The organism is Caballeronia sp. S22, assembly GCF_964261745.1.
GTDB classification, from domain to species: Bacteria; Pseudomonadota; Gammaproteobacteria; order Burkholderiales; family Burkholderiaceae; genus Caballeronia; species Caballeronia jiangsuensis.
The window spans coordinates 2,904,376-2,924,317 of sequence record NZ_OZ180035.1 but is presented as its reverse complement, the minus strand read 5'-3'; the positions used below and the strand labels follow the sequence as shown (position 1 = coordinate 2,924,317).

Annotated in this window: 16 protein-coding genes; all 16 read left to right on the top strand. The window is 60.3% G+C overall.

Translation table 11 applies throughout. The features are described from left to right. The first annotated feature begins 49 nt into the window (after positions 1–49). The gene (gene tssB, locus ACEN42_RS13725) at positions 50–580 is read left to right on the top strand and encodes a type VI secretion system contractile sheath small subunit (RefSeq protein ID WP_238285159.1); all 531 of its coding nucleotides are present in this window, start codon (positions 50–52) and stop codon (positions 578–580) included. A gap of 38 nt (positions 581–618) precedes the next feature. Beyond that, a complete protein-coding gene (tssC, locus tag ACEN42_RS13720; RefSeq protein WP_238285152.1) occupies positions 619–2,115 on the top strand; it encodes a type VI secretion system contractile sheath large subunit in 1,497 nt (498 codons plus the stop codon). Positions 2,116–2,239: 124 nt separating this feature from the next. Further along, complete coding sequence (locus tag ACEN42_RS13715) at positions 2,240–2,725, top strand: type VI secretion system tube protein Hcp (RefSeq protein ID WP_238285148.1); 486 nt, start codon at positions 2,240–2,242, stop codon at positions 2,723–2,725. A gap of 99 nt (positions 2,726–2,824) precedes the next feature. Continuing rightward, complete coding sequence (gene tssJ / locus ACEN42_RS13710; RefSeq protein WP_371881129.1) at positions 2,825–3,340, top strand: type VI secretion system lipoprotein TssJ; 516 nt, start codon at positions 2,825–2,827, stop codon at positions 3,338–3,340. A 33-nt stretch (positions 3,341–3,373) separates the two neighbouring features. Beyond that, positions 3,374–4,717 (top strand): type VI secretion system baseplate subunit TssK, encoded by a 1,344-nt coding sequence (gene tssK / locus ACEN42_RS13705; RefSeq protein ID WP_238285146.1) that lies wholly within the window; start codon positions 3,374–3,376, stop codon positions 4,715–4,717. An 11-nt stretch (positions 4,718–4,728) separates the two neighbouring features. Beyond that, positions 4,729–4,992: a PAAR domain-containing protein gene (locus ACEN42_RS13700; RefSeq protein WP_371880214.1), complete on the top strand. Its 264-nt coding sequence runs from the start codon at positions 4,729–4,731 to the stop codon at positions 4,990–4,992. Between the two features lie 71 nt (positions 4,993–5,063). Further along, positions 5,064–6,338: a type VI secretion system protein TssL, long form gene (tssL, locus tag ACEN42_RS13695; protein ID WP_371880213.1), complete on the top strand. Its 1,275-nt coding sequence runs from the start codon at positions 5,064–5,066 to the stop codon at positions 6,336–6,338. Positions 6,339–6,369: 31 nt separating this feature from the next. Then, complete coding sequence (gene tssM / locus ACEN42_RS13690; RefSeq protein ID WP_371880212.1) at positions 6,370–10,383, top strand: type VI secretion system membrane subunit TssM; 4,014 nt, start codon at positions 6,370–6,372, stop codon at positions 10,381–10,383. A 61-nt stretch (positions 10,384–10,444) separates the two neighbouring features. After that, entirely contained in the window at positions 10,445–12,073 is a 1,629-nt protein-coding gene (locus ACEN42_RS13685; protein WP_371880211.1) for a type VI secretion system Vgr family protein, read from the top strand. Then, a complete protein-coding gene (locus tag ACEN42_RS13680) occupies positions 12,042–13,457 on the top strand; it encodes a LysM peptidoglycan-binding domain-containing protein (RefSeq protein WP_371880210.1) in 1,416 nt (471 codons plus the stop codon). The genes ACEN42_RS13685 and ACEN42_RS13680 overlap by 32 nt, the downstream gene beginning before the upstream one ends. 97 nt (positions 13,458–13,554) lie before the next feature. Continuing rightward, the gene (locus ACEN42_RS13675) at positions 13,555–14,004 is read left to right on the top strand and encodes a hypothetical protein (protein WP_371880209.1); all 450 of its coding nucleotides are present in this window, start codon (positions 13,555–13,557) and stop codon (positions 14,002–14,004) included. Positions 14,005–14,867: 863 nt separating this feature from the next. Then, entirely contained in the window at positions 14,868–15,572 is a 705-nt protein-coding gene (locus tag ACEN42_RS13670) for a TagK domain-containing protein (protein ID WP_371880208.1), read from the top strand. Beyond that, positions 15,569–16,381, top strand: a complete 813-nt coding sequence (locus tag ACEN42_RS13665) for a type VI secretion system accessory protein TagJ (RefSeq protein WP_371880207.1) — start codon at positions 15,569–15,571, stop codon at positions 16,379–16,381. The genes ACEN42_RS13670 and ACEN42_RS13665 overlap by 4 nt, the downstream gene beginning before the upstream one ends. Further along, a complete protein-coding gene (gene tssE, locus ACEN42_RS13660) occupies positions 16,362–16,922 on the top strand; it encodes a type VI secretion system baseplate subunit TssE (RefSeq protein ID WP_238286195.1) in 561 nt (186 codons plus the stop codon). Before ACEN42_RS13665 ends, tssE begins: the two co-directional genes overlap by 20 nt. A gap of 62 nt (positions 16,923–16,984) precedes the next feature. Then, positions 16,985–18,877: a type VI secretion system baseplate subunit TssF gene (gene tssF / locus ACEN42_RS13655; protein ID WP_371880206.1), complete on the top strand. Its 1,893-nt coding sequence runs from the start codon at positions 16,985–16,987 to the stop codon at positions 18,875–18,877. Then, the gene (gene tssG, locus ACEN42_RS13650; protein ID WP_371880205.1) at positions 18,877–19,941 is read left to right on the top strand and encodes a type VI secretion system baseplate subunit TssG; all 1,065 of its coding nucleotides are present in this window, start codon (positions 18,877–18,879) and stop codon (positions 19,939–19,941) included. The genes tssF and tssG overlap by 1 nt, the downstream gene beginning before the upstream one ends. Position 19,942 lies beyond the last annotated feature (1 nt).

The following is a 19,942-nucleotide window of genomic DNA, read 5'->3' as shown; positions in this document are numbered from 1 at the left end:
CCGCGCTAGCAGCTTAGCCTTTTCATATATCAAGTTAGGAATACTGTTTATGACCTCAAGCAGTTCGCAGAAATTTATCGCGCGCAACCGTGCGCCCCGCGTGCAGATCGAGTACGACGTCGAAGTCTACGGCTCGGAAAAGAAGGTGGAGCTACCTTTCGTGATGGGCGTGCTCGCCGATCTGTCGGGCAAGCATCCGGTGGAACCGCTTCCGCCGGTGTCCGACCGCCGCTTTCTCGACATCGACATCGACAACTTCGACGAGCGCATGAAAGCGATTCGCCCGCGCGTCGCATTCGCGGTGCCCAACACGCTCACCGGCGAGGGGCAGATGATGGTCGATATGACCTTCGAGAGCATGGAAGACTTCTCGCCCGCCGCGATCGCGCGCAAGGTCGAGCCGCTGCGCCAACTGCTCGAGGCGCGTACCCAACTCGCCAACCTGCAGACCTACATGGACGGGAAGTCGGGCGCGGAAGCCCTCGTCACGAAACTGCTGCAAGACCCGGCTCTGCTCAAGTCGCTGGCCGCCGCGCCGAAGCCCGAGCGCGCCGTCGGCGAAGCTGTCGGCGAAGAGTAAGCGCGTAGCCCAGACGATTGAATTCAAGGATTCACACCATGAACAAGAAAGCACCAGAAGCGGCGCTCGCCCAGGCAGCGTACGCACAATCCGATTTCACCGAACTGCTTGAAAAGGAGTTCCGCCCGAAGACCGAACTGGCGCGCGAAGCCGTCGAGTTTGCGGTGCAAACCCTTGCCGCGCAAGCGCTGTCGCAGTCGATCACGATAAGCGACGACGCTTACAAGAGTATCGCGGCGATCATCGCGCAGATCGATCGCAAGCTTTCGGACCAGATCAACCTGATTTTGCATCACGAAGACTTCCAGCAGCTGGAATCGGCCTGGCGCGGTCTGCATCATCTCGTGTCGAACACGGAGACCGACGAACACCTGAAAATTCGCTTCATGGATTTGTCGAAGAACGAATTGCACCGGACCATGCGGCGCTACAAGGGCATCGCGTGGGATCAGAGTCCGCTTTTCAAGCAGATCTACGAAGAGCAGTACGGCCAGCTCGGCGGCGAGCCGTACGGCTGCCTGATGGCCGACTACTTCTTCGATCACACGCCGACCGACGTCGACCTGCTCGGCTCGATCGCGAAGGTCGCGGCTGCGGCGCATACGCCGTTCATCGCCGGTGCAGCACCCTCCGTGCTGCAGATGGAGTCGTGGCAGGAACTCGCCAACCCGCGCGACCTGACGAAGATCTTTACGCAAAACCTCGAGTACACGGCTTGGAATTCGCTGCGCAACACCGAGGACGCACGTTACATCGGTCTCGCGATGCCGCGCTTCTTGTCGCGTCTGCCATACGGCGCGAGCACCAATCCGGTCGATGAGTTCGACTTCGAAGAGGAAACGGGCGGCGCGGATCACAGCCGCTACGCGTGGGCCAACGCTGCGTACGCGATGGGCGTCAACATCAACCGCTCGTTCAAGAAGTACGGCTGGTGCTCGTTGATCCGTGGGGTGGAGTCGGGCGGGACGGTGGAAAACCTTCCGTGCCATACGTTCCCGACGGACGACGGCGGCGTCGACATGAAGTGCCCGACCGAGATCGCGATCTCGGACCGGCGCGAGGCCGAGCTGTCGAAGAGCGGCTTCATTCCGCTGATCCACCGCAAGAACACCGACCATGCGACGTTCATCGGCGCGCAGTCGCTGCAAAAGCCGGCCGAGTACCACGACGCCGATGCCTCCGCGAACGCAGCGCTGTCTGCACGACTGCCGTACCTGTTCGCATGCTCGCGGTTCGCGCACTACCTGAAGTGCATCGTCCGCGACAAAATCGGCGCTTTCCGCGAGCGCGACGACATGCAACGCTGGTTGAACGAGTGGGTCATGCACTACGTCGATGCCGACCCGGTCAACTCGTCGCAGGAAACCAAGGCGCAGCGTCCGCTGGCGGCGGCCGAAGTGGTGGTCGAGGACGTCGAAGGCAACCCCGGCTATTACCAGGCCAAGTTCTTTCTGCGTCCGCATTTCCAACTCGAGGGCCTGACCGTTTCGCTGCGACTGGTGACGAAGCTGCCTTCGATCAAGGATGCGGCGTAAATCCGGACAAACGGTCTGACTAACGTCCGACCTCAGAAATCGCGTCAGCGACGCGACCCTCGACCACGGGTGAGCATCATCGATGCGAGCCCGGCGGTACTTTGATAACAATAAGGAGTGTTATATGGCACAGGACATTTTCCTGAAAATCGACGGCATCACCGGCGAATCGCTTGATGACAAGCACAAGGACGAGATCGAAGTCCTCAATTGGAACTGGGAGATTCGTCAGGAATCGACGATGCACTCGGGCAGCGGCGGCGGTGCTGGCAAAGCGACCGTGTCGGACCTGCTGTTCGAACACAACATCGACCGTTCGAGCCCGAACCTGATGAAGTACGCGCTGACCGGCAAGCATATCGATCAGGCGACGCTCATCATGCGCAAGGCCGGCGGTAACCCGCTCGAGTATCTCAAGATCACGATGAGCGACGTGCTCGTTACGCGTGTCGCGCCGTCGGGCAGCCGCAACGACAGCGACCACAGCCGCGAGAGCGTTTCGCTGTCGTTCGCCAAGGTCAAGCAGGAGTATGTCGTCCAGAACGCGCAAGGCGGTTCGGGCGGCGCGGTCACGGCCGGCTTTGACATCAAGGGCAACAAGGAAGTCTGAGACTGACTGACTAGCCTCATGGCCCGGCGAGAGTCTGCTCTCGCCGGGCAATTGCGTTCACATGTTTTCCAGATTCACCGGATTCCGAAAGTATTCAGCATGCGTTTGATACTGAACATCGCCGTTCTGGCGTGCGCCCTGTGGCTTTCGGCGTGCGCCAGCAGCAGCGAGCCCAAGCCGAAAGAGCCGACCCGGCTCGAGCTTAACGTCGCCGCGCAGAGCGACGTCAATCTCGACGAAAAGGGTCGCGCCGCGCCGATCGTCGTGCGCATCTATGAGCTCAAGAGCGATGGCGTATTCAACAGCGCTGATTTCTTTTCCTTGCAGACGCAAGACAAGACTTTGCTCGCGAACGATCTTGTGAAGCGCGACGAGTTCGAGATGCGCCCTGGCGACAAGAAGCAGATCCTGCGGCGCGGTGATCCTGAGACGACGGCGATCGGCGTGATCGCCGCCTACCGGGACTTGCCCAACGCGGTGTGGCGCGAAACCTTTGCGCTGTCGCCAGCGCCCGACGCCGCCTGGTATCGCTTCACACCCAAAGTGAAGTTGACGATCACGGTGGGCTCCAAGGCGGTCAGGATCACCGACGCCGCCAAGCCCGAAAGCAAATAAATCGCGTACAAGAATCACTTAGCGGACGAGATCATGAGTTGGTATGCAAAGGTCACCTGGCAGGAAGGACTCTTCTTCCGGCCACAGTTGTTCCAGCAACAAGAGCGCTACTTCGAGAAATACGCGCATATGCGTGCGACGCCGCTGTCGCCGTTCTTCTTCGGTTTCACACACTATCGCCTCGATCCGGAGTCGCTCGCGCTCGGCAAGGTCATTCTGCAATCGGCGACCGGCGTATTCGCCGACGGCACGCCGTTCGACGCCCCCGGCAACACTCCGCTTCCCGTGCCCTTGACGGTGCGCCACGAGCATCTCGGACAGGTGATCTTCCTGGCCGTGCCTGTGCGGCTGCCGAATTGCGAGGAAACCACATTCGACGCTTCTCCCGAGTCGCTGGCGCGCTATCAAGTTTTCGACACCGAACTGCGCGACACGAATTCGGTCGGCCTCGCACCGGAGTTGGTCCAACTGTCCAGCCTGCGTTTGCGCTTAGTGCCGGAAAAGGAGATGGGGGAGGCGTGGATCGGCCTGCCCCTCACTCGTGTGACGGCCATTCGCGCAGACGGGAGCCTCGAACTCGACACCACGCTCGTTCCGACCGTCACTGGATTCGGCGCGAGTGAGCTCCTGATGAGCTGGCTCTTCAAGGTTCAGGACCTCGCGCGCATGCGTGCCGACGCGCTCGCCAGCCGCCTTGCCGGCAGCGTCAACAGCACGGCCAGCGCCGCGACGGTCAGCGACTATCTGCTGCTGCAGATCCTCAACTGCTACGAACCGCAACTGAAGCATCTGTTGCTCGTGCCTTCCACCTCGCCCGCCGAAATCTACCAATTGCTGCTCGGCATGGCGGGCGAACTGTCGACACATCTGCGGCCTGGAACGCGGCGACCGCTGACGGTTCCGTCGTACACGCACGGCGAGCCGCATACGTGTCTGAAGCCGCTCGTCGATGAGATCCACGACATGCTCAATCAGGTGTTGGTGCGTAGCGCCCAAAAGATCATGTTGGTCGAGCAGGGACATGGTTTGAGCAATGCCGTGATCGATCCAGCCGAGATGCGCGACTTCACTGCCGTGGTGCTGGCCGTCAATGCGGCCATGCCGCCGGACGTGCTGCAGCAGCGCTTCCAGACGCAGGCCAAGGCGGGACCGTCCGAAAAGCTGCAGGATCTCGTGCGCAGCCATCTGCCCGGCATCGGCTTGCAGGCTATGCCGGTCGCGCCCCGCCAGATCCCCTACAACGCGGGCTACCTGTATTTCGAACTCACGCAGAACGGTCCGCTTTGGGAAGAAGTGGCGCGCTTCGGCGGGCTCGCGTTGCACGTCGCCGGCGACTTTCCGCAACTCGACCTGCAATTGTGGGGCGTGCGCGGATAGGGAGATCTCTCATGACTCGACACGTCATTGTTGTTGGCGACACGCTCGCACCGCACGGCGGACAAGTCATCGCCGGTTCCCCGGCCGATTTGATCGATGGCCGCGCAATGGCTCGCGTCGGCGATCCCGTCCGCTGCGAGGAGCACGGCGCGAATGTGATCGTGGAAGGCGAAGCGTCGTTTCTGTGCGCGGATTTCCCAGTCGCGCTCGAGGGACACCGCGCGCAGTGCGGCTGCACGCTCGTCAGTCTCCAGCCCACCCTGGCCGTTTCGTAATCAGGCCGTGACGGGGCGGTCGCCATGCCGCCGACGCCCCGTCATGGCGATTCGCACCGAGTTCTAACTCCATGAGTCAACCGACCAACCCAGACTACCCGTCGGACGCCACCGTGGCGTACGCGGACGAACCGTATCTGTCGAGCGTTGCCTCGAACGCGCCGCCGGCCGATGCGATTTCGCTTCGCGACCGGCTGACCGCGGTCAAGGAGGCGCGCAACCCGCTGCTCGAGGCTGCGCGTCCGCTGCTACGAGCGCTCGCCGACATGCCGAAACATCTCCAGGCCGGCGCCGGGCTGCGACTGCGCGAGTTGCTCGAGCAGGAAGTCAGGAGCTTCAGACGACTCTGCGAGCAGTCCAACATCAGGCGCGATCACATGATCGGCGCGAGCTATTGCCTGTGCACCGCGCTCGACGAAAGCGTCGGACAAACGAGTTGGGGGCATGCGACCGAAGCGGCGGCGGACTGGATCCGCAAAGGACTGGCTTCGACTTTCCACGAAGACACCAAGGGCGGCGACAAGACTTATTTGCTGATCGGCCGTTTGCTGAGCGACACGCAAGAGCACCGCGATCTGCTTGAAGTGATCTACCGGATTCTGAGTCTCGGCTTCATCGGGCGTTATCGATATGACAGCGACGGCACGCGCAAGCACGACGCCGTGCGTCAGCGCCTCTACACCGAGATCACGGCTGGCCGCGACGCCTTGCCGATGTCCCTGTCGCCGCATTGGCAATCGGACGCGCGGCGCAAGCGTATGTCGCTGTACGACTTTCCCGTGTGGCTCACCTTCATTGTCCTGGCGGCGAGCCTTCTCGGCTTGTTCGGCGTCTACAAGTACCAACTGATGACTCGTGGCGCGGAGGTCCAGAAGCAGATCGCGGATATCGGCCACCTGACGCCGCGGCCCGCGCCAACCATGCTGCATCTGAAGGAACTGCTCAAGAATGAGATCGCCGCAGGCACGGTCAGCGTGGACGAAGACGCGGGCCACAGCGCAGTGACCTTCCGGGGCGACGCAATGTTCCAGCCGGGCGGCGCGGCCGTCAAGACGGCGATGAGCGGGCTGATTGCAAAAATCGCCGGGGAGATCGTCAAGGTGCCTGGAAAGGTGACCGTTCTCGGCTACACCGACAACGTACCGATCCGCAGTCGCGCATTCGCCTCGAACCAGATGCTGTCGGAGGAGCGAGCCGCGCAGGTCATGCAGATGCTGCAATCCGCCGGCGTGGCGGCAAACCGTCTCACGGCCGAAGGCAAGGGCGAAGCGGATCCGATCGGCGATAACCGCACCGCGCAAGGCCGTGCACAGAACCGCCGTGTTGCGATCGTCGTCACGCCCTGACGGCGAGACGGATCGAACTCCGAGAAATTAAATGAAGAAGTTCCTGTCGTTCCTGGCCTCGCGCCAGTTCCTCGCCTTCGTGGCGCTCATGATCGTCGCGCTCGTCGTGTGGTTCGTGGGACCATCGTTTTCGTTTGGCGATATTCGTCCTCTGACCGGCATCGGCATGCGCGTGATGGTCATCGCGCTGATGTTGGCCGGCATGCTGTTCTGGCTCGCCGGATGGTGGCTCAGCGTCGTCGTCGCGACCGCGCTGTGCCTGTTGATCTGGAATGCGTCGTCGCTTATCGCCTTTGGGCAGAACGCGCCGTTCGAGCCAGCGGCCACGCGCGTGGCGACGATTGCGGCGGTGCTGCTGCTGTTCATCGTGTATTGGGGCTTTCGCATCACGCAGCGGATGCACGAAGACGCCGCATTCCTGAAGAAGGTCATGCAATTCGGCCGCGCGAAAGAGGAGTCGCTGGCCGCAGGGCGTCTGAAGCGGCTCGAGCCCATCGTGTCAGGCGCCATCGCCCGTCTCAAGTCGATGCGTACCGGCGCGCGCGGAATCGGCAGACTCTTTCAGGGTCAGCGCTATCTGTACGAGCTGCCGTGGTACATCACGCTTGGCTCGAACGGTTCGGGCAAATCGAGCGCCCTGTTGAACGGCGGGCTGACATTTCCGGTAGCTGAACAGATGCAACGCGCCGCCGGTGAAGTGAACGGCGAGGCCGCCTCTGTCGACTGGTGGTTGACCAACGACGCAGTGCTGATCGATACGATCGGCTATTACACGCGGCATGGGACTTCGCCGAGCAGCCGGATGGCCTCGGCTTTGACCTCGGCTGCCGACACCTCGCCCGTGCGGGATCCGGCGCCGGAGGGGCGACGGCCAGATGCAGCGGCTCAGGCGAGCGAGCCCGCGCCGCCGATTGTCGCGACCGTCGATCCGCAGGAACTCGACAGCGCGGAATGGCTGGGCTTTCTCGGCATGCTGCGCCGCCATCGTCCGCGCGCGCCGATCAATGGAGCGTTGCTGAGCGTCGATCTCGAAACACTGCTCAGTGGCGACGAGCACGCTCGCATTGCCGAAGCGGCGGCCTTGCGTGGCCGGCTCAACGAACTACGTCAGGAATTGGGCATTCGCTTCCCGGTGTATCTGATCGTGACCAAGCTGGACCGACTGACGGGCTTCTCCGAGTACTTCAGTTCGTTGACCTCCGAAGGCCGGGCCCAGGCCTGGGGTTTCACGCTGCCCTATGCGAAGGAAACCATCGCGAAAGAGGGACTACATGCGCGCTGTCACAGCGAACTGAATCTGCTTACGGACCGCCTGGCCGCTGCGATCGACACTCGTTTGCAGGACGAACACGATGTTACTCGGCGCCGCCGTCTGTGCGCGTTGCCGGAGGAGTTCGAGGCGCTCACGCATCGGCTGCTCGATCTGCTCAATCGCGTCTTTCTCGATTCCCGCTATGACGACACGCAACTGCATTCGACCTTGCGCGGCGTCTACTTCACGAGCGCGCAGCAGCGCGGTGTCGAACTGGCGGCCGATCGACACACGGTGACGCAACGTCTGTTCGCCTCATTGTCGGATCAGCCCGCTGGTGTTCCGCTGCCCGAGACGCATCAGAGCTACTTCCTGCAAGGCCTGCTCAACCAGGTAGTGTTTCCCGAGGCGCACCTGGTCAGCCCGAACCTGCGCTGGGAGTACCGCTATCGACTGCTGCGGCTGATCGGTCACACGCTCGCGCTGGTTCTTTTCGGGTGGCTGGCGACGGGAATGTACGTGAGCTTCGGCCACAACGACCGCTATCTGACCGTGATGGAAAGCAAGGTTCACGCGTTGACCGCGCGCGTCACCGGGCTTTACAAGGATCCGAAACCCGATGCGGTGCCCGATGTGCTGACCGAAGCGCGCTATCTACCGACCTACTCCGGGCTGGACTTGTCGGATCCCGAAAGCGCGTGGCGTTACGGCTTGTATACGCCAGGCACTATCGTTGACGAAAGCCGCGTCACGTACAGGGCGTTGGAGGACAACCTGCTGTTACCGCAGATCGTGCGACGCATTGAAGCCGTGATCGCGCAGGGCATCGCGGCGCAGGACTCCAGAATGACCTACGACGCGCTGCGCGTTTACCTGATGCTGCAAGACAAGTCGCGCTACGACGCCGCCACGGTCAAGGCCTGGGTGCTCGATGACTGGGCGAAGAACGATAGCGCGGCGGCTTTTGGCGGGCGCGCATCGATGATCGACCACGTGCAGCAATTGTTCTCGGGCGAGCGCGTAGTGCAGTCCCCGCTCATCCGCAACGATGCGCTGATCCAGCAGGCGCGCGCGTTTCTCGATGGCAGCAACGCCACGGAGCGTATCTATCAGCGCGCCAAGGAAGCGATGATGAAGGAGGCCCCCGACGAGTTCACGCTGCTGCGCGCGGTCGGGCCGCAGGCCGGCACGGTCTTTACGCGGGCGAGCGGAGCGCCGCTCTCGCGCGGCGTGCCCGGACTCTATACGTACGACGGCTACCGCAACCTGTTCGACAAGCGTCTGTCGGAGTTCGTCCAGATTGCCCGCGACAACGATGCATGGGTGATGGGGCGCTCCTATCTGGACGATGCTCAAAAAAAAACTGCTGACCTGATACGTTCCGCCGCCGGTGCGGACGACGCACTGACCGACGCTGTGCGTCGTCAGTATCTGCTCGAATATGCCCAACAGTGGGATGCGTTCCTCGGCGACGTCCGCACGGTCAGCGGAACGAGCCTCGCGTTCGACTTGCAGGTGCTGCGCGGCTTCGCCGCGCCGGATTCGCCGCTCGCACGCTTGGTGCGCGCAGCCATGCGGGAAACGACCCTTACCCAGAGCCAGGCCGCGCCGGATGGTTCGCTGCTCCAGAAGGCTACGAGCCAGATCACCACGAAGGCAGACAAAACGCTCGGCATTCGAGCCTCGGAGCGCGTCGAACGTGAACTTGTCGACAGCCATTTCGCCGCCCTGCGCGAAGTGGCGACCGGCAACTCGGACTCGCAGCCAGGCGCTCAACCCACCGCCTCCGCCCAAACCGACAAGACCGGGCTGGACGGCATCACCGCGTTGCTCAACGATTACTACACCGCGCTGACGATCTCCGACAACGCACTCGTCAACAACAGCATGCCGCCAGCGAGTGACGCGGGCGCCAAACTGAAGATGACGGCCAACACGATGCCCGCGCCACTGCGTGCAGTGCTGCTACAGCTCGCGGCCAATGGCTCACGCGAAGTGAATCGAGGCATCGGGCAGTTGCTGTCGCGTCAGTTGCAGGCGGTCGTCGGCGACACTTGCCGGCTGGTCATCGAGGGCAACTTTCCGTTTTCGCCGACCAGTGCACGCGATGTCGGTATCGACGATTTCACGCGTGTGTTCGCACAGGGCGGTGTCATCGATGACTTCTTCAATAAGACCCTGGCGCCCTTCGTCGATACGTCGGCCAATCCGTGGCGCTATCGCACGCTGCCTGGTGCGACCGAGCCGGTGCAGGGGCCTGACCTGCTGCCGTTTCAGAAGGCCAAGGTGATCCGAGACGTGTTCTTCAATGATCCAGCCAAAAAGCAGATGGCGTGGAAGGCTGACATCCGCATCATTGAACTCGATCCGAACGTGATGAGCCTTTCGCTGGACATCGATGGCCAAACGATGCTGTATCAACATGGCCCGGTCACGCCGTTCACCGTGAGTTGGCCGGGGCCACGCGGCGGCGCACATGTCGAATTGACGGCGAATCCCCGCATCAAGCCGGACACGTCGACCATTTCCGTTGATGGGCCGTGGGCGCTGATGCGTCTGATCCAGAAAGGCCAAATAACGGAAACAGCGAGCGCTGGACATACGCGGGTGGCCTTCGCCCTCGATGGGCGCAAGACGGTGCTCGACATCCAGAGCGCGGGCAGCGTTCCCAATCCGCTTACGAGCGATGCACTGAAATCGTTTCAATGTCCGAGTTCGATGGCGACGTTCTTGAGTTTGCCTGACAGCGGACCGCCGCCGGGTCTGCCGGCCGCTCCGGCGCATGCAGGTTGAACGCGAGTTGATTTACGCGTGACGCGCACCTCGGTGCGCGCGAACGCATAAGGGGGATTGAATGAACATCACGCAACAAGGACGCGTCGTCGAGATATCCGGCGCGGCACTTCCGCAATGGGTCGGGCAGTCTGTGCTGTCTGTGACTTCGCTCGACGGGCGCGAGAAGCTCGGCAAGCTCTACGCTTATACCGTCGCGCTCAAGACGCATCACGCGTCGGCGCTTCCCGTCTACAAGGCGCGCGCGCTAGTCGATGCCAGCAAGCTGGTCGGCACCGAACTCTCGTTATCGATCGCTTTTGAGGGCAAGGGAGAGTTCGTCCCGGGCCTGCCCGGCAATCTCGGGCAAGGCAATGTGGGCGCGGGTACGCGCGTCGTTTCCGGACTGATCACGCAGTTCGCGCTCACTGGAGAGGACGACAAGCACACTTATTATCAGGCTACTGTGAGGCCGTGGTTTTGGCTTGCTACACGCAATCGCGAAAACCGCATTTTTCTGAACAAGAGCGTAGTCGAGATCACGCAGGCCGTGCTCGACTCCAAGCTATATCCATTCCAGTACGAGTTGCGGCTCGCAGCGCCGGGCCTGCAAGGGAAGTACCCGAAGCGCGACTATGTACGTCAGATGTGGGAATCCGATTTCCATTTCCTGACGCGGCTGTGGCGCGAGTGGGGTGTGTACTTTTTCATGGACGACTCGACGCTCGTTTTGTGCGATTCGCCAGGCGGGCATCGGCCGCACGAAAACATGTACGACTCGATTCGCTATCAGCCGCCGATTGGCGCGCGCATCGACGAAGAGCATATCCATCGACTGAAGGTGTCCCATGCGATAACCGCCGGCGCGGTGACGCTGACCGATTACGATCCGACGCTTTCGCGCGCGAAGCTCACCGATAAGGTCGAGCGCGAGAGCTTCGCGTCATTCGACAACGCCGAGCATTACGGTTGGGGCGAGTTCTCGCAACCACGGGCGGGAGCGACCGGGCTGGCCGGCAGGCCGAACGACTTCGTGAGCGAAGCGCACTATCTGGCTGGCGTACGCGCCGATGCGCTGCGCGCGCGGCAGCTGCGCCTGAGGGGGCGAGGCAATCTGCGCGGCCTGGCGGTCGGCCATACGTTCTTTCTGACCGATCATCCGGACAAGGCGGTCAATGCCGAATATCTGGTGAGCGGGATCGATCTGCATATCCGCAACAACGGCGAGACGAGCGGGGAAGCGACTTACGAGTGCCGTTGCGACTTCGCGTTGCAGTCGGCGAATGCGTTCTTCAAGAATCAGCTGAGGAACAAGCCGCAATGCGGCGCGGAAACGGCCGTGGTGGTCGGCCCGGATGAGCAGCCGATGTGGGTCGACGGCTATGCGCGCGTGAAGATTCAGTTCATCTGGGATCGCGTTGGCCGGAAGGACGAGCAGTCGAGTTGCTGGGTGCGGGTGTCTTCGCCCTGGCAAGGGAGCAACTACGGGTTCATTGCCCTGCCCCGCATCGGGCAGGAAGTGACCGTCAGCTATCACGAAGGCGACCCGGACAAGCCGTTTATCGCGGATCGACAGGTGAATGATTTCAATCAGCCGCCGTGGCAATTGCCTAAGAATCAGGCGTTGACCGGGCTGCGCAGCCGATCCCAAAGCATACGCAGAAAAGGTTTCGCGTGCCGTGGGAACGGATCCTTCCATCAAACTCTCTGACCTGAACAGTGCGCAACTAGATGTATTTATAAATGCTATCGAGGCACAGGAGGGGAATTTTACTGGTACCGAAATTTGGGTCAAGGCGGCAAACATAGCGCTGTCCGATAGTTCCAAGCCACTTGGCAATCACAATATTATTGTCAAGCAAAATGGAATTACGAGAACTCTTCAGTCCGATCATGCTGGGTTGCTTCCATCGATTCCATTGTTTGGTGAACTAATCGAGGTTTTTGTGCAGGAAACTCAGTTAAGATTGAAAAAAATCGGCACACTCGATTCGAGTCTTTCAAAGGCGTATCTTTTTGTACGCGATATGTTCGTTGCAGAAGCGCATGCTGCAAAGCATTTCCTTAAAAATAAGGCAAAAATATCGGAAAGCTCGCCCTTTCTCTATCACGTCCAGCCACGCGACACGCTCTCACAAATCGCGAAGAAATTTCATACCACTGTGCGTCGCATAAAGTCAGATAACGAGTTGCGAGATGACGTGATCATTGCCGGACAGGCGCTGCGAGTTTCTCGGAATGCGAAGAAGGACGTTCCGACCAGTCAGCATGAGAGTAAATCTGCCGCAAAAAACCATAAATCGAAGTCTCCAGCGGCCCCGGACAAGACGACTCTTCCTACGAGTGGAGTGTCTGAGGCCCCCGTTGGTGCTGAAACCAAGCAAAAAGCGAAAAAAATATCGCCTGCAATAAGTGAAAGTCCGAGGCATGATGCTGACAGATCGACTACGGCGTCCGTCGTGGTCGAACGATCGCAAGACGGAGAAGGCGCCCCACTGGCACTAATAACAGACACACAACGCCAGAATCCTTGGATTGCGATTGCGATTGCGGAGGCAGAGCGCTGGAAGGGGGCAGACGAGAGTGAAATTACAAAGACGATGAATTATCACGGGTTAATCGATGACAAAAACTGGTTTAAATCGCTCGCCGGAAGTAAGAATGCGTGGTGCGCGGCGTTTGTGAACTGGGTCATGTCGCAAGACAATCGAGCAGTAGTAGCGGATCGCGGTGATCGACACCGTGCGCGTGGTTTTACGAGCGATTCCAATTTCGTGCGAATTGACGGTCCCATATTCGGCGCGATTGGCGTTCTTAAAGATAAAAGTCACGTATTTTTTATTTATGGAGTTGATGAACATTCCGCTCAAAATCTGGTGGTGCTCGGTGGAAATCAGGGAGGACACGGAGATTTTGGCGGCACGATTGATTTCAGCACCTTCAAGAAAGACAATATACTTTTTTATGTGCCTCTCTCATATCTGCCCTTGGCAAAGCAGCAACTGCAGAAAGGTGTTCAGCTCGAAAAGACTTCAGCCGCAAAGTTGAACAAAGAGCATCAAATCAAGGATCCAAAGGGAAATGGCACACGTTAAGCTTAATCACGCTATCGCGCTTTTGATTATCCTGACTTCCGTCTCCGTTGCGCGAGCAACTCAGCAGCCGAATAGCTGTATCACGCGAGACGAATCGATGGCCATTCGTCACGCGTTCTTTTCGAAGCTACCAGACGCCGACACCTTCGCCGCCTACGCGGGTGACGGGCGACTAAGAATTTTTACGAACGTAGCTGAGGGGGCCGCTTTAGAGGCCGATAAGGCGTCCACTGACAAGAAAATTCTTTGGCTGTCTAGCATCATGAAAACGCACGCGCGCCTGTTCTCGATTATTCCGAAAGTCAAAACGGTTCATTTTGCCTATATGAAGGGCCGTTTGCGAAATGCTCAAGCGTCGGTCGAAAGCCTCCAGAGTTCGGCGAGGTTTCCGCGAAACGAATGCGTCGAAGAGGTCATTTACGAGTTCCCACGGGGCGAGTGCGTGATGGCACAGCGGATAAATAGGCTGTCTTTTGATTTTACAAAGGACGATGGAGTACTGAGGTTTGCAGGAATCGAAATGTATTTAGAATCGTGCAGTGAATAAGGGTCCGCTTTTATCCATAAAACGTTCTAGTCAAGATAAGTAAAACACCTGAATGTAAATTAGCCTGTGCCGGGACCCACTATCTGCGAGCAAATTCAATATTATAGCGCCGCGGCTTTTGGCAGCGATCTGTGTGCCGCTTTGCTTGCGGTCGAGAGATCTGTCTGGCCAGACGAACGTTCGGTGCAATCGTACTGCGCGCCGCTGGGAAGCTTTGGACAGGCAAACGTTTGGATTGGAAAGTCTTCAGCTGACAACGTAGCGAAGTACGTTTCCTTTACGCGTATCGACGGAAGACTCGTGGATCATCGGCTAATTGGGATAGGCAACCTGCAATTTGGTTCGGTAACAGGAGACTATCCCAATTGATATGAACTATCGATTCTTCGTGAGTTCGAGAAAACCGAATACCGGTATCAAGTCGCCACGCAAGTTGATTGGGAGTTATCAAATTCAGGCCGACCGAAAAATTGTCGCGCTGAAATAATCTCTTGCGGATCAAGCGCCTCGAGCCTAAGGCTTTGCTGTTGAATTGGGGCGGTCTGCACGGCCATCGCGTATTCCAGGTCCGGTGGACGCCTGTTTCGACGTTCGGCTCGGATCAGACTCAGGCGCGTTGCACGTTGGCGACGCCAGTTGGTCACGTTTTTCGCCTGTTCTACATCGATCAAGTTCGTCTATGAGGTTTGGCGACCCGCGCGGCCACCGATCATCGGTGGCCGAACAAGGACAGGATCCAACTCGCCCTCCCCATCAAAAAGCCCAGGAGCGTAACTAATCTTCACACCGCCAAGCCAACCGATAGACGTCCGTTCACCCGTACTGTCTAATACGCGTCTCGAAGTTAGTTAAGTGTTCTTACTATGTCGATGTTGAAGGTTCCATGGCGGCGCCGAGGTATCGCTTCGGAAAGAAAAATTGCCAGCGAGATGCGCGCACCCGACAACGCTCCCCAGGGTAGGAAAGACAGCACTTGGATAGACCTTCTCACCGATGCCGACGGCCAGTTAAAAAGCGACCCGGTCCTCGGTCTCATAGGCGGAGCGGCTGACGAGGCCGGGCTCGAATCCATTCGAGCCGAAAAGGCGGCGGCATTGGACCACCAGACGAACGCATCAGCGGTATCCAATGCTTCGACGGATCTGATCAACTCGCTGCAACGCCAATACTGGCGTGCGCTCGCCGATCCGCACGATGTTCTCATGGGCTCATGGGCCTGGCAAGAGAACGAACCTGCGCCCCCGCCAATGATCGAAGCTGCCGAGCATGGCTGGCAGGCTCCGAAGGCATCGTCGCAGTACGAATCAATCGAGGCGTTGCTCTCAGGTCAGCGCACGCTCGAAGACGCTTTCGGCCAGATGACGCCCGGCCACGACGAACTGGAAGTGGACGCCGTGCCGGAAGTGCTGCGTCTTTTCGCACCGGTCGAATACCACGCGGCGGAAGCGCGCCGTTCGGCTGCGTTGCCACCCGCCTTGAACAGGCGCGAGCATCACGTATTGTCGGTCGACAGCGCTTTTGTCGCCCCCGCGGCTGCCGATCATGAAGGACCAGAGGAAATAGCATGACATCGTTAGAACAACAAATTCACGAGACCGAAACGCAGATTCGCGCGCAGCCGGCCAACACCTCTCATCGCTGGGCCTTGTTCCAACTGCTGTGCATGACGGGTGACTGGGTGCGCGCCATGCAGCAACTGCAATTGTGGGCAAAGCTCGGCAAGGAGCAGGATCGCATCGCGCAGGTGTTTCGTGATCTGGTTCGGGCAGAGCGCTGGCGCGCGAAAGTCATGGATGGCCATGAAAAGCCTTCCTTCATCGTGGAGCCGCCCGCCTGGATCGAAGGATTGTCCGAGGCCTTGCGCCTGAGTGCCGAAGGCCGTATCGACGAAGCCGATGCCGCGCGCGAAGCGGCGTTGGATGCCGCGCCGCTCACCGCCGCGCGGACGCCGCAAGGCGTAGCCGAGTGGGTGGCGGACAGCGACTCTCGCCTTGGGCCTGTGTTCGAGATCATTACGGCCGGCCATTACCGCTGGGTGCCATTCGCCGACATCGCCACATGGCACGTCACTCCGCCGAGCGCGCTCATCGATCTCATCTGGGCGCCGTGCGTGCTGACGCTGATCGACGGCAGCACTGTGCGCGGCTTCGTTCCAGCTCGCTATCCAGGCTCGGAAACCGGTTCCGACGCCATCCGCCGCGGCCGGGAAACGCTTTGGCGCGAAGCTGGCCGCACCGGCGTCATCGCGCTTGGGCAGAAGACGTGGGCAACGGCGCAGGGAGACTTCGGCGTGTTCGACTGGCTGCTCGGCGACTTCGGTGCGCGCGCAACGGCGGACGCGCAGGCAGTTCGAGAGGATGTCCATGACCCGTCGTAAAGTTCCGTTGCCTGACGGCGTCAATGGGGCGCGCACGCCGCGCCGCGCCGACGCGCGCATCATGCCGACCCTGCTCGATCGCCTGCGCGACGACGAACCGCGCAGCACGTCCGAGTCACCCGATGCATACGCAGTGTCGCGAAAGCAGATGCGCAGCATCATCCAGCGCGACCTGACATATCTTCTCAACACGACAAACATCGAGGACCGGATCGATAGCGAGCGCTATCCACAGGCAGCGGAGTCGACCGTGAACTTCGGAGTACCGCCGCTGACGGGTGAATCTCTCGCGTCGCTGCAATGGCCCAACATCGAGCAGGCGCTTCGCCGCGTGATCGAGCGATTCGAGCCACGTCTTCGCTCAGACTCACTCACTATCCGTGTGCTGGACGCGGACAAGGGTGTAACGCATCGCAACGTCCTGTCGTTCGAGGTTCGCGGCGAAATCCAGATGGACCCGTATCCGCTCGAATTCATGGTGCAGAGCTCGCTCGATCTGGAGACGAGTCAGATCGACATGAATAGCGCAGGCGCGGATTGAGCGCGCACGCGCATGCACGCCCACCGCGCTAACGAAAAAAGACGAACACGACGAGACTCTCAATGGATCCTCGATTACTGGATTATTACAACCAGGAACTCATCTACATGCGCGAGCTCGCCGTCGAGTTTGCGCAGGCGCATCCGAAGATCGCTCGTCGGCTCGGCATGCAAGCAGGCGAGGTGGCCGATCCGTATGTCGAGCGGTTGATCGAATCGTTCTGCTTCATGGCGGCGCGGACGCAACTCAAGCTCGATGCCGAGTTCCCGCGTTTCACCGGGCGGCTGCTCGAGGTGATTTACCCGAACTATGTCGCGCCGACACCGTCGATCGCCGTCGCTCGGGTCTTTCCTGGCGATCAGGCAGGCTCGCTTATCAAGGGTTACAAAGTGCCGCGCGGCACCACACTCACCTCCGCGGTTGCCGAAGGCGAGAAGACTGCCTGCACTTTTACAAGTGGTCAGGATGTCACCGTCTGGCCGGTGCGCATCAGGGAGGCCCGCCTGACGGGCGTGCCGCCCGATATTCCATCGTTGAGCCGCTATGTGCCACCCGACCGGCAGGTGCGGGGAGCACTGCGTCTTAAGCTCGAGACCACAGGCGAAATGAGCTTCTCGGACATCGCGGGTCTCGACCGGCTTCCGGTGTATCTCGCCGGTGACGAACAGGTCGCATCGCATCTTTACGAGTTGGTGCACGTGTCCAGTCTGGCGACCGTAATCGCGGCGCCCGGCCAATTCGGATCGACGTCGCATCGTCCGTGCTTCGTGACGGAGAACGCCGTCGAGCACGACGGCTTGGGCACTGATCAGAACCTGCTGCCGCTGACCTGGGCGAAATTCCACGGCCACAATTTGCTGCACGAGTACTTCGCATGCCCGGCGCGTTTCTGGTTCTTCGCCCTCAATGGATTGGCGCGTGGGCTTTCGAGCATCGACAAGCGCGAAGCGGAGATCGTGATCCTCCTCGATCGCCCGCCGGGCCATTTGGCCAATCTGGTCGATGCATCGCGTTTCGCGCTGTATTGCACGCCGGTCATCAATCTGTTCCAGAAGCATACGGACCGCGTCAGGCTCGAGCCAGGCGACACGGAATGCCATGTGGTGCCGGCGCGCCTTGCGCCGCTCGACTACGAGGTGTACTCCGTGCAGACCGTCTTTGGGCAGGTTGGCATCAATTCGGAAGAACTGTCCTTCAGACCGCTCTATCAAACGCTGAATAACGACGAGGGCAACTACGGCCGCTACTTTTCGATCCGCCGTGAACGAAGGCTTCACTCCGATTCCGCGCGCCGCTACGGGACACGCACGCCGTATATCGGCACGGAGCTATTCCTGTCGCTGGTGGATCAGAAAGAGGCGCCGTATCCTGAGGGTATCCGCTATATATCGGTCGATGCACTGGTGACGAATCGCGATCTCGCGACGCTCGTGCCTCGTAACGGCGAGAACGATCTGGACGCAGGCGAGTCGTCCGGACCGATCGCGAGCATCGGGCTGATACGCGCGCCGAGCGCGCCGCGTCCGCCGTATGCGGATCGAGAGATGGCGTGGCGATTGATCCGGCAACTCAACTTCAACTATCTGGCGCTGGAAGATCTGGATCACCGCCCTGGTGGACAGGCGCTGCGCGACCTGCTGCGTCTGTACGTGATGGACGACGACAGCGATTATCAGCGTCAGATCGAAGGACTCGTCGGCGTGAAGACGCGACCGGTGACCCGCAAGCTGCCCGGCAAGGGACCGATGACCTTCGGACGCGGTATCGAGTGCGCGTTGACGATCGATGAAAGCGGCTTCTCAGGCGCGAGTCCGTATCTGTTCGGGTTGATTCTCGAGCAGTGGCTCGCGCGCCATGTGTCGATCAATAGCTTCACGCAAACGGAACTTCATTCCATGCAGCGCGGCCTGATCCACACGTGGCAGGTACGCACCGGCACGCGTGGGGTGTTGTGATGAAGCGCGTAACGCTCCCTGATCTGATTCGCGACAATACGCTGTCGTCCGAAATGCTCGAAACGCTGGAGGCCGAGCCGTGGCGTCATGGCTTTCTGGCCCTGTTGCGCAGGATCGCCGCGCATCCTGGCCTTGAAGCGATCGGGACCGCACGGCGCCCGGGCACCGAGCCGTTTCGTCTCGGACAGACGCCGACGCTCGCCTTCGCGCCGCGTGACATCGCGGGTGTCGATCGATGCGGCGAGCATCTGCGGATCAGCTTGTTTAGCTTAGGCATGCTCGGGCCGAACGGCCCGTTGCCTCTCCATGTAACGGAAATGGCGCGTGATCGTCAACAGGGACGCAACGACACGACCACCGTCGATTTCTTCGATATCTTTCATCACCGCGCGCTGGCGCTGTTCTATCGGGCATGGGCTTCAGCGCAAGCGGCTGCTGGTCTCGACCGGGTCGACGACGAAGGTTTCTCGTTCTATATCGCGAGCCTGTCAGGTCAGGATGCCAACGAGATGCGTGAGCGGGCCTTGCCGTCGCACGCGCGGCTGGCTGCGTCGGCGCATCTGGTGCGGGAGTCGCGAAATTCCGAAGGCTTGCGCGCCACTCTCGCACACTACTTCTGCGTGCCGGTCGAGATACAAGAGCGAATTTTTCACTGGATCGACATCGATACGAAGGACCAGGGCCGTATAGGTGCTGCCGGGCCGGGCGCGATGATGGGACGGGGCGCGATGCTCGGGCGCGTCGCGCCAGATCGGCAGCACAGGTTTCGAATCGTGATCGGGCCCGTGGATCTGCAGTCGTACCTGCGTTTCACGCCCAAAGGCGCGGATCTGCCGCATCTGGTCGAATGGGTGCGTGCCTTTGTCGGAAGAGAACTCGGATGGGAACTCGAGTTGCGCATCAATCCCGCGAGCGCACCGCCTGCGCAGATGGGACGCGAGCAGCAGATGGGCTGGTCCGGCTGGCTCGGCCGCCCGAATCCCGATCGGCCAATCAAGGGCATGGTCTTCGAGCCCGAACGTTATGCGCATCAGTTCAGGCGTCGCATTCCGACATACAGGTAAA